Genomic DNA, 13,220 nt, shown 5'->3' with positions numbered 1-13,220 from the left:
CTACCGGCCGCGGAAGCGGGCGGGCCGCTTCTCCAGGAACGCGCGCATGCCCTCGGCCTGGTCCTCGGTGGCGAACAGGGCGTGGAACGCTCGTCGTTCGAAGAGCAGCCCCTCCCGGAGGCTGACCTCCAGTGCCCGGTCGACCGCCTCGCGGGCCGTCATCGCCGCCGGCTTGCTGTGCGCGGCGATGGTCTCGGCAACTGCCGTGGTCTCGGGCAGCAACCGGTCGGTGGGGAACACCCGGGCGACCAGGCCGGCCCGTTCCGCCTCATCGGCGTCCATCAGCCGGCCGGTGAGGATCATGTCCATCGCCTTGGCCTTGCCGACCAGTCTCGTCAGTCGCTGGGTTCCGCCGATACCCGGGATGACGCCGAGCGTGATCTCCGGCTGGCCGAACCGGGCGTTGTCGGCGGCGAAGATGAGGTCACACATCATCGCCAGTTCGCAACCGCCGCCGAGCGCGTGACCGGCCACTGCGGCGATCTTCGGGGTACGGAGTGCGGCGAAGGCGTCCCAGCCGGCGAAGAAGTCCTCGGTGAACATCTCCAGCGACGACTTGGGTGCCATCTCACGGATGTCCGCGCCGGCGGCGAAGGCCCGGTCGGAGCCGGTGATGACGAAGCAGCCTACGTCGGGATCACGATCGAGGGGGCGCAGCGTGTCGACCAGTTCCGTCATCAGGTCGGTGTTGAGGGCGTTCAGTACCTCCGGCCGGTGCAGCCGCACGGTCACCACCCGGTGGCGTTGTTCGATCTTGATGTGGTTCATGTGGCTGTTCCTTCCGCTCAGGAATCCCAGATGGCGCCGTACGCCGGGATGCCCCGGCGTTCCAGGCCGTGGACGACCTGCCAGGTCAGCTTCTTGTTCGAGATGCAGATGACCGCCTCGGCGCGAAACGCCTCGTACGCTTCGTACGCGAGTTGGATCATGTCGGGCTTGCCGTGTTCGGCGGTGTCCCAGACGATCGCGTCGGGCTGGTCGGCGAGGATCTCGTCGATGAGCGCCTCGCCGTAGGTGACCCTCGGGCTGCGGGTGGCCCAGACCAGCCGGGAGGGCACCTTCCGGGCCAGGAGGTGTGGGAGCACGGGGCCGATGCCGCTGCCGGTGGCGACGTAGACGACCTTCGTGAAGAGGGTTTCGATGTTGGCCACCCCCGCGGTGGTGATGCCCTTCACCCAGACGTGGGAGGGGGCGTCGTCGATGAACGATCCGGTCCAGTCGCCGGCCCGGGAGATGGTGAGCCGGAAGCCGGTCTCGCCGGGGGTGGGCACATTGGCGAAGGAGTGCCACTCCCAGAGTGGACGGCGGCTGATCGCGGTGGAGGATCCGGGGAACGGTGTCGCGCCGTGGTCGAATCGGGCCAGCGCCACGTGGCTGGAGGGTCGGATGATCTCCACCGGCACCCTGCGCAGGCGCAGCCAGGGCAGGGCGACGCTGACGGTGAGCAGGGCGAGGACCCAGATCTGCGGTGCGGTCAGCAGGCTCCGGTCGTGGTCGGCCCGGAGGTAGAGCACCGTCTGGGTCCAGAACAGGGCCAGCGCGGTCCATCCGCCGAAGCGGTGCACCCGTTCGAACCGGTCGTGGTGTCGGGCCCGGTAAGCCGGTCGTGCCGTGGTGACGATGACGCCCAGGAGCGCGAGCAGGAGGTAGGAGACCACGAGGAGGTTGACGGGCACGGGTTCGCCCCGGTGCGCGGCGGTGGTGGCGGAGGCGACGAAGAACAGGAACCACAGCGTTCCGGCGAGCGCGCCGCCGACGTGCAGCCCTCCGAAGTGGTACACCTTCGCCAGGGCCCAGCGGATTCTCAGCGGCCACCGGGTGGGGGCCCGGGTGGCGAGCCAGAACAGCAGGTTGATGACGTACTGCTGACGGATGAGGATGGCGAGGGCGAAGTTGGCCAGGACGGCGCTGGAGATGGCCTCGAGGTTGGTGTGGTCGGTCGACCACCAGCGGCCGTGGGTGAGGGCGTGTCCGAGCAGCGCCAGGTTCGCCGTGAGGACGAGGGCGACGAGGCGGTGGTGGTGCATCAGGCGGGGATGTTTGAGGATGCGTCGGGGTAGCGACGTCGGCGGGGGCAGGGTGACCTGGACGACGCGAAGCCGGTCAGGAGCGTGGGGGACGGCACCGACGGCGGGAGTGGCCGGGGTGTCAACTGGGCTGGTGACGCTCATGCCGCCTGCTCCCACTGCTCGGAGGTGGCGAGGCGCAGCAGCGCCGCCTTGTCGATCTTTCCGCGGCTCGTTTCGGGTAGTGCCGCCATCGGATAGATGGCCGTCGGGACGCAGTAGTAGGGCAACGCGGACGCGACGGCCTGCTTCGCCGTCTCGGGATCGATGTGGCGGGGGGCGACGAACGACACGAGGCTGCGGTCGTCGAGCTTGAAGGTGGCCGCCCGCCGGCAGCCGGGCATGGACTCGAGAACGGCCGAGACGGAGTCGAGTTCGACCCGGAATCCCCGGATCTTCACCTGGTCGTCGGTTCGACCGAGGTGTTCCAGTTGGCCGTCCAGGGTCCAGCGGCCGAGATCCCGGGTACGGAACATCAGTCGTCCGCCGCCGAGGAACGGGTCGGGGGCGTAGCGTTCGGCGTTCAACGCGGGATTGCCCAGGTAACCGGCGGAGACGCAGTCACCTCCGGCCCACATCTCGCCGACCTCGCCGATGGCGCAGGGCCGACCGGCCGGGTCGAGGACGTAGACGGTGTTGTTGGGGGTCGGGCGGCCGATGGTCAGCCGGGCGGCGTTCACGTCGTGGCGGTGCATCGTGTTCACGATGGTGGTCTCGGTAGGACCGCACGCGTTGTAGAAGGCGCAGCGGCGGGCCCACCGGTCGGCCAGCGGGCGGGGGCACGGCTCGCCGGCCACCGCCACCACCTTCAGCTGCTCGCACCGGTCGGGGTCGAGTCCGCTGAGGATGGTCGGGGTGGCGATCAGCGCGTCGACGCGCTGGGCGACGGTGGCGACGTCCTGACCCCGGATGACGAGGGTGGCGCCGTGGCTGAGGCAGCCGAGGATCTCCCACGCCGCCATGTCGAAAGCCACGTTGAGTATCTGCCCGACCCGCCAGCCCGGCCGGATGCCGAGGTCCCCCGGTGCCGTGAGCAGGATGTTGCAGACGTTGCGGTGGGTGACGACGACCCCGTTGGGTCGTCCGGTGGTGCCGGAGGTGAAGAGGACGTAGCAGTTGTCGCCGGTGCGGGTCGGCCGCTCGGCGGGGACGAACCGGTCGGGGGAGTGGCCGAGTGGTGGGGACATCACGGTGTCGACGGCGACGAGGTGGTGTCCAGCCGGTACCGGTATCCGGTCGGTGGCGGTGGAGACGGTCAGGATGACGCGGGTCGAGGCGGCGTGGACGACGTGGCGGAGGTGAGTGGGCGGGGCGAGGCCGACGTCCTGAGGTACGTACGCCGCGCCGGCCTTCAGTGCCGCCAGAATCCCGACGAGCATGGGGATGCCGCGCCGGACGAACACCGCGACGTTGTCGCCGGGGCGTACGCCCAGATCGGCGAGGTGGACGGCGAGCCGGTTCGCCTGCCGGTCCAGCTCACCGTAGGTGATCGTGTCGCCGAGGTGTTCGGCGGCGACGGTGTCCGGGTGGGTGGCGGCGTGGCGCTCGATGGCGTGGTGGATGTGGGTCTCCGGCAGCGCCGTCGCCAACCCCTGCCCGTAGTGCTGGACCAGGTGGCGGTCGCGGTCGCTGAGGTGGTCCAGTAGGGGCGTGGACCAGGCCGGGGTCCGCTCGACCAGCTGCTGATGCATCGTGTCATGTCCTCCGATCGACGGTGCGTGGCGGCCACCACGCACATATATCGATGCTTGCGGATATTCCTCAGAAGGTTCTTAGAGGGCGCGCACGCAGGACCCGTCGCCCCGATTCGGCGCGGCGGGCAGCCGTACGGTGAAACGCGCGCCCCGGCCCGGCCGGCCATCGGCGGTGATCGTGCCGCCGTGGCTCTCGACGACCTCGCGGGTCAGGGCCAGCCCGATGCCGTAACCCCGTCCCTGGCGGCCGGCACCTCGGGCGAAACGGTCGAAGACCCCACGATGTCGTGCCGGGTCGAAGCCGACGCCGGTGTCCCCGACGCTCAACTCCACCGTGCGGCCGTCGTTGACCGCGGCGATCCGGATGGTGATCCGGCCTCGCGGCGGGGTGTGGCCGATGGCGTTGTCGACCAGCGCGGAGAGCACCCGCCGCAGGGCGGGCCTGACTCCGAGCACCGGGTGCTGGTCCGCTTCCGTGCGGAGGACCGCGACCAGCCCGCGCTCTGCCAGGCGTCCCGCTTCGGCGGCCAGCAGTTCGGCGGCGACGTGGGCCAGATCGACCCGTTCGTGTTCGGGCACCTCCGACCGCAGCCGGGCCCCACGCAACACGTCGTCGAGGACCTCGCCGAGTTCGCGGGTACCGGCCACCATGCGGCGCAGTTCGGTCGCGATGGGCTCGGGCAGGTCGTCCGCTCTGCGAAGCATGAGCTGGCTGCGCATGTGCAACCGGGTCAGCGGGGCCCGCAGTTCGTGGCTCGCGTCCGTGACGAACCGGCAGCGTCGGTCCAGCAGCTTCGCCACCGGATTGATCGCCCATCGGGCCACCAGGACGCTGACGGTCACCGCGGCGAACAGGGTCACCAGGCCGCCGCCGGTCAGTCCGGCCACCCATCGCCGTCGGTCCTGTCGCTGGCGGCGGTCGTCGAAGACTGATTGACGCACCTCAATGTCGCCGGGATCACTCCGATGAAGGGTGTGGCCGAGGGGGCGTTCGACGGCCCTTTCCTGTTGGTGCCCGGCGGCCAGAAAGACCAGGCCGCCGACGAGCAGGATGATGCCGCTGATCCCGACGGTGAGACTCGCCGCCACCGACAGTCGGGCACGGCGCAGAATACGCCTATCGCGATCCTGGGCCGCTTCGGTCATAGGGCACCAATCTGGTAACCCAATCCGTGCACGGTACGCACGACGCCTGTTCCCAGCTTGCGCCGGAGATAGTGCACATAGGTATCCACGATTGAATCGGAGTCGGCCCCGTCGAAGACCTGGCGGCGCAACTGGGTGCGGCTGTGCACCACTCGGGGTCGCCCCGCGAGCGAGCGGATCAGCGCGAACTCGCGACCCGACAGGCTCACGAATCTCCCGCTGGGCAATTGGACCCCACGCAGCGCCGTGTCGAGCCGGGCGGTCCCCAGCGGGATTGTGTACGCGTCGTCGGTGAAACGCCTGCTCAATGCCCGTATCCGGGCCAGCAGCTCCGTCACCTCGAACGGCTTGGCGAGGTAGTCGTCGGCCCCGGCGTCGAGCCCGTCGACGAGGTCGGCGGTGTCGCCGAGCGCGGTCAACATGAGGATGCGGGCGTTGACGGCCCGCTGGCGCAGCCGTACGACCACGTCCAAGCCGTCGATCCCGGGCAGTCCGCGGTCCACGACGATCACCCGGTACGACCGGGTGAGTCCGAAGTGGAGGCCGCGCTGACCGTCGGCGACGCGGTCGACGGGATAGCCCTCGGCGGCGAGCAGGTCAACCAACATTTCGGCAAGTTCGTTGTCGTCCTCCATGAGGAGAAGTCGAGATGAGCCGTTGGTTGAACTTTCGTCCATCTCAATATACTGACACCGGCGGAAGCGGTTGTCATGGGGAAGATAGAGAGTTCATAGATATAGTGCCAGATTGGTGTTTTTGGAATGGTTCCAATTTCCGTGATGCCTGGTGGACAATTCCCGTCGTGACGCGAAGCGAATCATCGCACCAGGATCGACCGCGGCTCGGGATTCGGCAGCCGTAGCGGAGGACGACGAACCCGGGACGCTCCCCGCGCGGGTCAGTCGCCCGGCGGACGCATGTCGTACGCCTCCGCCTGGATGCGGTAGAGCGCGGCATACCGGCCATCGGGGATGCCCATCAGCTCCCGGTGGCTGCCCGCCTCGACGAGCCGCCCGCGGTGCAGGGTGAGGATGAGGTCCGCGCCGGTGACGGTGGAGAACCGGTGCGAGACGATGACCGTGACGGCATTCGTGCCGGCCGCCGAGCGGCGGGAACGCTCCATCTGCCGGTCGAAGATCTCCTGTTCGCTCGGGGCGTCGAGGGACGCGGTCGGCTCGTCGAGCAGGACCAGCAGCGGCTCCGGGCGCATCGCGGCCCGGGCCAGGGCGGTTTTCTGCCACTGCCCCTCGGACAGGTCGACACCGCCGAAGGCGGCGTCCAGTTCGGTGTCCAGGCCGTCCGGCAGCCGGTCCACCAGACCGGTGGCGTCGACCTCCCGGACCGCCGCCGCGATGCGCTCCCGGTCCGGTAGCCGCGGCAGGTCGCCGACGCCGACGTTCTCGGCGAAGCGGGTGGGGAACCGACCGAAGTCCTGGAACGTCGCGCTGATCCGCGACCGCCAAATCCCGGTCTCCAGTTCGTCCAGCGGCACACCGTCCACGAGAATCCGCCCGGTGTCCGGCCGGTACAGCTTGCCGAGGAGCTTGACCAGCGTGGTCTTGCCGGACCCGTACTCGCCGACCAACGCGACCACGGATCCGGCCGGCAGGTGCACGCTGATGTCGGCCAGGGCCGGCCCGGTCGCGCCGGGATACCGGAAGCCGACCCGGTCGAGCGTGATCCCGTGACGTAGCCGGGGCGGCGCCGGAACGGTCGCACCGGCCTGGTTGCGCTGCGCACGCACATAGTCGCGGAGCCACAGGTACGGATCGATCACGCGCCCGGCGCTCGCCACGTTGGTGGTGTAGCGGACCCCGGTGTAGACCGACTGCCGCAGCGCGGCGGCGACGGTGATGGCAAGCACCAGGTCACCGCCCGAGCCGGCACCCCTGGTGGCCTGGTGCACGACCAGTGCCAGCGCGGCACCGAAACCTGCCGTGAACAACAGCCAGCCCGCCAGGCGCCATCCGGCAGCGACGAGCTGGGCCCGCAGCCGCAGCCGCATCGCCTCGTCCCAGGCGGCCGCCTGCCGGTTGGCCAGCTCGGTGCCCGCGCCCGCGATCCGGATGTCCTTGCCGCCGGCCGGGTCAGTGGCCAGGTCGAACAGGTGCCGCTGCCGGCGAATCGGCTCGGCGGCGGCGAGGTCCGCGCGGATGATGGCGTTGTTCCCCCGCTGGTCGAACCACAACGGTACGGCGGCGAAGGCCAGCAGCCACAGCAGCCAGGGGTTCACCGTGCCGAGCAGCAGCAGCATGACGGTGAGTTCCAGCACCGCGAACAGGACACCGTTGGCGGACCAGAGGCTCAGGACGATCTCCCAGCCGGCGTTGCGGACCAGGGTGAGCCTGTCCTGGAAGTCACTGCGTTCCAGGTGTTCCAGGCCGTCGAGGGTGGTGATGTCGCGGTGGATGCGCGGGCCGAGGTCGAGGGCGGCGACCTTGCCGATGAGGATTCCGGCGGTGTGCGAGTCCAGCGCACCGAGCACGATGCCGGCCGCTCCGGCCAGCCCGGCACCCGCCGCGCCGGTGACCGCGCTGCCGGCGTCACCGCGGATCACCGCGTCCACGGTCACCCGCAGAGCCAGGGCGCCGCCGACGACCGCGGCCGCCATGCCGGCCGGAATGACGAACTGCATGGCGGTCAGCAGCGGGGCCCGACGCCAGGAGACCGCGAGCAGTTCGGCCCAGAGGAGCAGGTAACGGTTCGGCCGGAGGGGCCTGGTGACGGGCGCGGGATGACCGGTCGCCCGGGGGGCGGTCATCCGCGTCCGCCGGTGGCGAACCGGCGGGCCTGGATCGCGAAGAGTTCGGCATACCGGCCCCGGCGGGCGATCAGCTCGTCGTGATCGCCGTTCTCGGTGATCCGCCCCCCGTCGAGCAGCACGATCCGGTCAGCGTGTCGGACCGTGGAGAGGCGGTGCGAGATCAGCACCACGCTCGCCCGACCCCGGTTCCCGGCCAGCCGGCGGAAGACCTCGAACTCGGTCCGGACGTCCAGGTGCGCCGTCGGCTCGTCGAGGACCAGCAGGTCGGCACCCATCCGTACGGCGTAGTGGGCTCGGGCCAGCACGACCTGCTGCCACTGCCCGCCGGAGAGGTCCACCCCGCCGGTGGCGGTCCGGGCCAGCGGCGTGTCCCAGCCGGCCGGAAGTCGGGCCAGCACCGGTTCCAGGCCGGCGTCCGCGGCGGCGGCGGCGAGCGTGGCCTCTTCCGGCGGGTGGTCGCCCCGACCGAGCACGACGTTGTCCCGGGCCGGCAGGTGGTAGCGGACGAAGTCCTGGAACACGATCGCCAGCCGGCTCCGCCAGGCCGCCGCCCCGAGCACCGCGATGTTTACGCCGTCGGCGGTGACCCGGCCCTCGTCCGGTTCGTACAGGCCGGCCAGAAGCTTGATCAACGTCGACTTGCCGGCGCCGTTCAGGCCGACCACGGCGAGCAGTTCGCCGGGCCGGATCTCCAGGTCCAGGCGATCGAGGACCGGCCGCCGAGCACTCGGATAGGCGAACGAGACCCCCTCGAAGCGGACCAGCGGCGGTCGGGCCCGGCGTACCCGCCCGGCATCGTTCGCGTCCGCTGCCGGACGGAGGGCTGCGGCCTGCTCCGACGTGGGCAGCCGGGCGGCCAGGTCCACCGTGGCGCGCAGGCAGCCGGCCGCGGCGACGGCCACCCGCAGCTCCTCGGTCCATCCGAGAGCCTGGAAGATGGCTACGCCGCTGACGAGCACGGCCGTGGCCGCGACGACCCGGTCGGATCCCGCCGGTGCGCCGGCCCCACCGGCAGCGACCACCGCGTACCCAACCACCAGCGGCACGCCGACCAGCAGCAACTGGCCGGCCTCGCGCGGGATCCTCCGGGCCAGCAACGCCCAGACAGGGCCCTCCATGGCCAGGGCGTGTCGCTGGATCCGGCCGGTCAGCCAGGCGCCGAGCCCGTAGATCCGGATGTCCTTGCCCTCCGCCGGCGAGGTCGCCACGTCCTTCCACCGCTGGCCACGGGCTCCGTCGACGGTGCCGGCCCGCCAGACCGCGATGCCCCGGGCGGCGTCCCGCTGCCGGAGCGCCCCGTTCAGCAGAGCGGGAAGCAGCAGCGCCGGCACCAGCCAGCCGGCGTACCGGGCCAGCACCAGGCAGCCGCCGGCCACCCCGATCAGGTTGCCGGCCAGCCGCAGGCCGGCGACGGCACCGGCGCCGGGGGTCTGTTCGGTCCAGTTCTCCGGGTCGGCCCGCGCCGCCCGGATCAGTGCCCGGACCTGCGGGTCCTCCAGCGGAGCGATGGTCGAGCAGGCGGTGGTCAGGCCGGCTACCCGGGCTCGGTGTGCGCCGTCGACGCGGGCCGTGGTCAGGAACGCCAACGGTGCCACCACGGTGTCCACGACGTGTCCGAGCAGCAGCACCAGGACGAACACGAGCAGCGGCAGCGCCGTCGCCGACAGCGGCGCGCCGGTGGGTACCGCGGTCTGGATCCGGCCCACCAGTTGTGCCATAGCCACCGCGCCGGCCGGCGGCAGCAGTGCACCGAGGACGAGCAGCAGCGCCAACGCGACCGTCAGCGGCACCCGGGCCGCGCGCAGCGCACCGGCCAGCAGCCGGGCGTCGGTCAGGATCGCCACCGGTCCTCCCTGTCGTTCGCCGGACCGGACCGTCGGTCACCTGGGCCAGGTGGTGTGCGGAGCGGTCGGTGACCTGCCCGGGTCGGCCGCCGCCGAATCGCCGCCGTCATGGCCGCGGCGGTCCCTGGGCGGCCCACGACCATGCCTGCCGGGGATCGCGGCGCCACGGATCGAAGGACTCCAGCCACCAGGTGGCGCCAGCGGCCCGGTACCCGGCGATCAGGTCCCGGGCGCGCGGCGGGTCGTCCGGCGGAAGCCGACCTGGGACCGCCACCGTCCATCCGGTCGCCCGGGGTGGGGTCGCCGCCAGGATGGCGACGAGCTCCGCCTGATCCGGTCCCCGCAGCCCGCCGCGGGGTTCGCGCACCATCGGCACCACGCCGTCCCAGCGCGCCGCCCGGGCCAGCGGCCCCGGATGGCTGGCCGGCCAGGTGGCGGCGACCCAGACCGGGATCCGGGGCCGCTGTACCGGCGGCGGCAGGAACGTGACCCGGTCCAGGCGTACCTGGTCGCCCCGGTGGCTGACTTCCCGGCCGCTCCACAGCCGGTCCAGCACCGCCAGCGACTCGTCCACCCGCCGGGCCCGCGCGGCCACGTCCGGGTCGAGGCCGAAGGCGGCGAAGTCCGTGTCACCGCTGGCGCCGAGGCCCACGCCGAACACCAGCCGGCCGCCCGAGACGTGGTCGAGGGTGGCGGTCTCGCGGGCGACCTTCCACGGCTGCCGCTGGGCGAGCGGGGTGACCAGGGGCCCGCCCCGGATTCGCCGGGTGCCGGCCAGGATCGCGGTGACGGCGGTCCAGGAATCGGCCAGCGGCAGCCGGGTGGCCCGGTCGAGCAGCAGGTGGTCCCAGAGGAACACGCCGTCCCAACCGGATCCCTCGGCGGCCCGGGCGAGTTGCAGCAGCCGGGCGGGATCGGCGTAGTAGCCCGCGTTCGGCAGCAGCAGGCCGAACCGCAGCCCGTCGCCGGTCGCCCCGGCAGCCGTCGACGGCCCGACCGGGCTCACCGGCCCACCCGATCGGCGGCGAGGAGCCGCCGAGCCGCTTCCTGCCCGGACCGGACCGCACCTTCCAGATGGCCGTAGAACTCGGCGCAGCGTTCGGTCCCCGCCCAGAAGACCGGTCCGCCCGGCGCGCCCGACGTGGCCCGACCGGCCGCCGGCCACGGTGGACCCGCCGCGGTCCACCAGCCGGGCTCGGGCACGGCCGCGTAGCAGCCCTCGACCGTCGGCTCGGCCTGCCAGTCCCACTCCAGCAGGGCGAGCGGCTGCCGGGCCGCCGGCCCGAACCAGTGGGCGAGCCGGTCCAGCACCGCCGCCCGGCGAGCGGCCCGGGACAGGCCGCCGAACACGCGGGCGTCCGGGCCGGTGACGAAGCCGACCAGCACGCCGAGGCCGTCCCGGCCGGCCGAGTCGTCCACGACGTACCGCAGCGGACCGGCCCCGGCCGTCACCCAGCCGGACAGGCCGGCATCCGCCCAGAACGGACGGGCGTAGATCACATGCAGCTTGACCGTGGCGCCCCGGGTCCGCGTCGGCCCCGGCGGTCGCCGGACACCCGGCAGGCGCAGCCGGATCCGGCCTGCCGGCCCCGGGGGCACCGCCACGACCACCCGCGCGCAGCGGATGGTGAGCTGGGGGCCGACGATGCGGATCGCACCCCTGGCCATTCGGGTGTCACCGCTGGCCGGGTGCTCGGCGTGCAGGTCGGTGACCGGGCTCCCGAGCCGGACCGGCCGGGCCAGCGCCGCCGCCATCCGCTCGGCCAGCTGGTGCGCGCCGCCGGCGAACCGGTCCTGCTGGGCGCCACCGGAGAACGCCGTCAGATAGTGCACCCCGCCGCCGGAGGCCAGGTAGAAGAGCAGGTGCAGCATGCCGACCTCGGCGGGATCGGCGGCGAGCATCTGCCGGACCAGCAGGTCGATCAGGAGCCGGGCGTCCGGATGTGCGAACTCCCGTCGCGCCCACGCCGCGACGGTGAGTCGGTCCAACCCGGCGGCGTCCGCAGCGGCGCCCGGGTCGACGGGCGGCACGCCGGCGGCGAGATCGTCCAGCCGGTCCAGCGCGTCGCCGACGGCGAGCGCGTTGAACGCCGGCCGGCGGGCGTCCGACCGGACCGGGCCGGCACCGAGATCGAAGAGGTTCGCCCCGGGCGCCGCGGTCGGGGTCAGCACCAGACCGAACCGTCCAGCCAACTCGCGTACCCGTACGTGGCGGACGCCGACATAGCCTCCGCCGGCATCCAGCGCCTGCCCGTACCGGTGATGGCTCGCGGTCCGGCCGCCCACCCGGCCGAGCGCCTCGACCACCTGGACCCGACGCCCGGCCGCCTCCAGCTCGGTGGCGGCGGCCAGACCGGCCAGGCCCGCGCCGATGACCACCACGTCCGCCTCGGCCTGCTCCGGCGGGGAGGCGCCGGGCGACCGGACACCGGTCACCGGGCCGGCTCCGTGGGGGCGGCCGGGCCGGCCGATGTCAGCCCGCCGCCGGACCGGTACGCCGTGGCGAGCCGGACCAGGAAGGCGTGCAGCAGGTCCTCGTGTGGGGCGAGCGGCCCGGGCCGGTAGCCACCGCCGGACACTCCCCGCTGCACCGACTCGCAGGCCGCCCAGTCCTGCCGGTTGGTGGTGCGCCAAAACTCCACCGCGTAGCCGGGATCGACGTGCGCGACCACCAGTTCCGCCGGGAAGAGCCACTCGCACTCGACCCGGGTCCGATCCGCAGCGACCGGGACCAGTCGGTGCGTGACCAGGTAGTCGTGGGTCGCGGTGACGAAGAGGTTGGGTGGCAGCAGGTGGTAGCGGACCTGGCGGGCCTGGTCCTCGTCCAGCCCCGGGAAGGTCCAGTCCGGTCCGGTGCCGTCCAGCGACATCGAGGTGGCCGAGTTACGCAGGTCCAGGTGCCCGCCGAGCCAGCGACCGGTCGCGGCGAAGCTCTCGCCGCCCTCGGTCCGCTGCACCCGGCTCAGCTCCGGATGGGTGCTCGGGCAGTGGTAGCACTCGAGGTAGTTCTCGACGATCAGTTTCCAGTTGGCCGCCACGTCGTACTCCTCGGCGGCCACCACCCGCAGCTCTCCGGGCCGGTACGCGGCGAGCGCGGCGTCGAGGTCGCCGATCACGTCCGCCAGCGGCGGCGCGTCGCCGGAGAGATCGACGAAGAGCCAGCCCTGCCACTGCGCCGAGCGGACCGGCAGCAGGTCCAGATCCGTGTCCGGCGGCGGGTCGAACCGGGGAGCGTTGCGCAGCGAGCCGTCCAACCGGTAGACCCAGGCGTGGTACGCGCACCAGATGGTCGAGCGACGCACCGCGCAGCCGCGGGCGACCAGTTCGTGCCCCCGGTGCCGGCAGGCGTTGCGGAAGGTACGCAGCCCGCCGGTCGCGTCCCGCACCGCGAGGACACCCGCGCCGGCCACGTCCAGGCCCGCCTGGACGCCCGACTCGGCGAGCATCCCCACGCGGCCGAGGCAGACCCAGTCCCGACGCCAGAAGCGGTCCTGTTCCCAGGTGAAGACCCGGTCGCTGGTGTACGCCGCGGCGGGAAGTCCCCGGGCGCGCCCGGGCGGCAGCAGCGTCGCCGCCAGCTCGTCCGGCGGCAGCGGCGGCCCGACCCAGGTCCCGGAGCCATCCGGAGTGGCCGCCGGCGGGCGCGCACCCGCTGCCGTCCTGTCCGGACCGTCCATGTCGGGCGTGGCGGTGATCATCATCGGCT

General features: G+C 72.4%; 10 protein-coding genes. All 10 read right to left on the bottom strand.

Going from position 1 to position 13,220, the window contains the following annotated elements:
- Entirely contained in the window at positions 1–768 is a 768-nt protein-coding gene (locus E1193_RS05345) for an enoyl-CoA hydratase (protein ID WP_132180820.1), read from the bottom strand.
- Between the two features lie 17 nt (positions 769–785).
- Positions 786–2,171 carry a hypothetical protein gene (locus E1193_RS05340; protein ID WP_207922575.1) on the bottom strand — a complete coding sequence of 462 codons (1,386 nt, stop codon included), beginning with the start codon at positions 2,169–2,171 and terminating at the stop codon, positions 786–788.
- The gene (locus E1193_RS05335) at positions 2,168–3,757 is read right to left on the bottom strand and encodes an amino acid adenylation domain-containing protein (protein ID WP_132180818.1); all 1,590 of its coding nucleotides are present in this window, start codon (positions 3,755–3,757) and stop codon (positions 2,168–2,170) included. Before E1193_RS05335 ends, E1193_RS05340 begins: the two co-directional genes overlap by 4 nt.
- Positions 3,758–3,838: 81 nt before the next feature.
- Positions 3,839–4,849, bottom strand: coding sequence for a HAMP domain-containing sensor histidine kinase (locus E1193_RS05330; RefSeq protein WP_165945647.1), 1,011 nt, complete (start codon positions 4,847–4,849; stop codon positions 3,839–3,841).
- A 53-nt stretch (positions 4,850–4,902) separates the two neighbouring features.
- On the bottom strand, positions 4,903–5,541 hold the full coding sequence (locus E1193_RS05325; RefSeq protein WP_243707298.1) for a response regulator transcription factor: 639 nt from the start codon (positions 5,539–5,541) through the stop codon (positions 4,903–4,905).
- Between the two features lie 263 nt (positions 5,542–5,804).
- Positions 5,805–7,667 (bottom strand): ABC transporter ATP-binding protein, encoded by a 1,863-nt coding sequence (locus E1193_RS05320; protein ID WP_132180812.1) that lies wholly within the window; start codon positions 7,665–7,667, stop codon positions 5,805–5,807.
- On the bottom strand, positions 7,664–9,514 hold the full coding sequence (locus E1193_RS05315; RefSeq protein ID WP_132180810.1) for an ABC transporter ATP-binding protein: 1,851 nt from the start codon (positions 9,512–9,514) through the stop codon (positions 7,664–7,666). The genes E1193_RS05320 and E1193_RS05315 overlap by 4 nt, the downstream gene beginning before the upstream one ends.
- A 106-nt stretch (positions 9,515–9,620) precedes the next feature.
- Positions 9,621–10,520: an LLM class flavin-dependent oxidoreductase gene (locus E1193_RS05310; protein WP_132180808.1), complete on the bottom strand. Its 900-nt coding sequence runs from the start codon at positions 10,518–10,520 to the stop codon at positions 9,621–9,623.
- Positions 10,517–11,950: an FAD-dependent oxidoreductase gene (locus E1193_RS05305; protein ID WP_165945646.1), complete on the bottom strand. Its 1,434-nt coding sequence runs from the start codon at positions 11,948–11,950 to the stop codon at positions 10,517–10,519. The genes E1193_RS05310 and E1193_RS05305 overlap by 4 nt, the downstream gene beginning before the upstream one ends.
- Complete coding sequence (locus tag E1193_RS05300) at positions 11,947–13,212, bottom strand: aromatic ring-hydroxylating dioxygenase subunit alpha (RefSeq protein ID WP_243707297.1); 1,266 nt, start codon at positions 13,210–13,212, stop codon at positions 11,947–11,949. Before E1193_RS05300 ends, E1193_RS05305 begins: the two co-directional genes overlap by 4 nt.
- Positions 13,213–13,220: the final 8 nt, after the last annotated feature.

Source organism: Micromonospora sp. KC606 (assembly GCF_004348675.1).
Lineage (GTDB): Bacteria > Actinomycetota > Actinomycetes > Mycobacteriales > Micromonosporaceae > Micromonospora.
Note: the sequence above shows the minus strand (reverse complement) of the source record. Positions and strands in the feature narration are given on the sequence as shown.

What these genes read in the sequence shown, in the direction of transcription:
- E1193_RS05325 (WP_243707298.1), bottom strand. Translation starts at nt 5,541, where the DNA reads ATGGAGGACGACAACGAACTTGCCGAAATGTTGGTTGACCTGCTCGCC.
- E1193_RS05335 (WP_132180818.1), bottom strand. Translation starts at nt 3,757, where the DNA reads ATGCATCAGCAGCTGGTCGAGCGGACCCCGGCCTGGTCCACGCCCCTA.
- E1193_RS05340 (WP_207922575.1), bottom strand. Translation starts at nt 2,171, where the DNA reads ATGAGCGTCACCAGCCCAGTTGACACCCCGGCCACTCCCGCCGTCGGT.
- E1193_RS05320 (WP_132180812.1), bottom strand. Translation starts at nt 7,667, where the DNA reads ATGACCGCCCCCCGGGCGACCGGTCATCCCGCGCCCGTCACCAGGCCC.
- E1193_RS05345 (WP_132180820.1), bottom strand. Translation starts at nt 768, where the DNA reads ATGAACCACATCAAGATCGAACAACGCCACCGGGTGGTGACCGTGCGG.
- E1193_RS05300 (WP_243707297.1), bottom strand. Translation starts at nt 13,212, where the DNA reads ATGATCACCGCCACGCCCGACATGGACGGTCCGGACAGGACGGCAGCG.